Source organism: Vibrio sp. 1249-1 (genome assembly GCF_033340495.1).
This window is the reverse complement of the sequence record NZ_JAWOWJ010001205.1, coordinates 1-509: the sequence shown is the minus strand read 5'-3', so window position 1 is coordinate 509 and position 509 is coordinate 1. Positions and strand designations below refer to the sequence as shown.

The window sequence follows — 509 nt, the reverse complement described above, 5'->3', positions numbered from 1 at the left end:
CTGCTAATAGACCCCAAACCACGACTCCGATTGCAAATGCTGTAAAGTAGATCGATAGGGTTTGCGCTGCTTGCGAATAGGTGGTTGAGAATGACTGTGCAATATCACCAAGTGCAGGGCTGTAAATCGTCTCTACAATTTGCGGAAACATCAGCATCACAACCATTAATCCAATAGAAGGTTTCGTTTTCATTTTTGCCTCTCTATCCCACTTCGACCTGATGAATTCAGAAGCTTAAGTGGGTAACAAACTTAACTTGGCGCGCAGTATAGAAGGCGTTATGCTTTACCCATTAACATCATTAAGACCAAAAACATCAAAATTCGGACAAATGGCACTTATTGAAGAAAACACTCAGTTTGATGCAGACAAGCTCACAGCCAACGTGGTCGGCATTGCTGCAGATGTTGGTAGACACGACTCAGGGATGCATCAGCACCATAAAGGTCAGTTACTTTACGCGCCACAAGGATGCATGACGTTTGCCCTAAATGATTCCATTTGTATT

2 pseudogenes are annotated in these 509 nt (G+C 43.2%); one reads left to right on the top strand and one right to left on the bottom strand.

Going from position 1 to position 509, the window contains the following annotated elements:
- Window positions 1-193 (bottom strand): annotated as a pseudogene (locus R7Z50_RS31285) (MFS transporter); the annotation flags it as partial.
- Between the two features lie 88 nt (window positions 194-281).
- Between R7Z50_RS31285 and R7Z50_RS31280 the strand changes: the two are divergent.
- Window positions 282-509 (top strand): annotated as a pseudogene (locus R7Z50_RS31280) (AraC family transcriptional regulator); the annotation flags it as partial.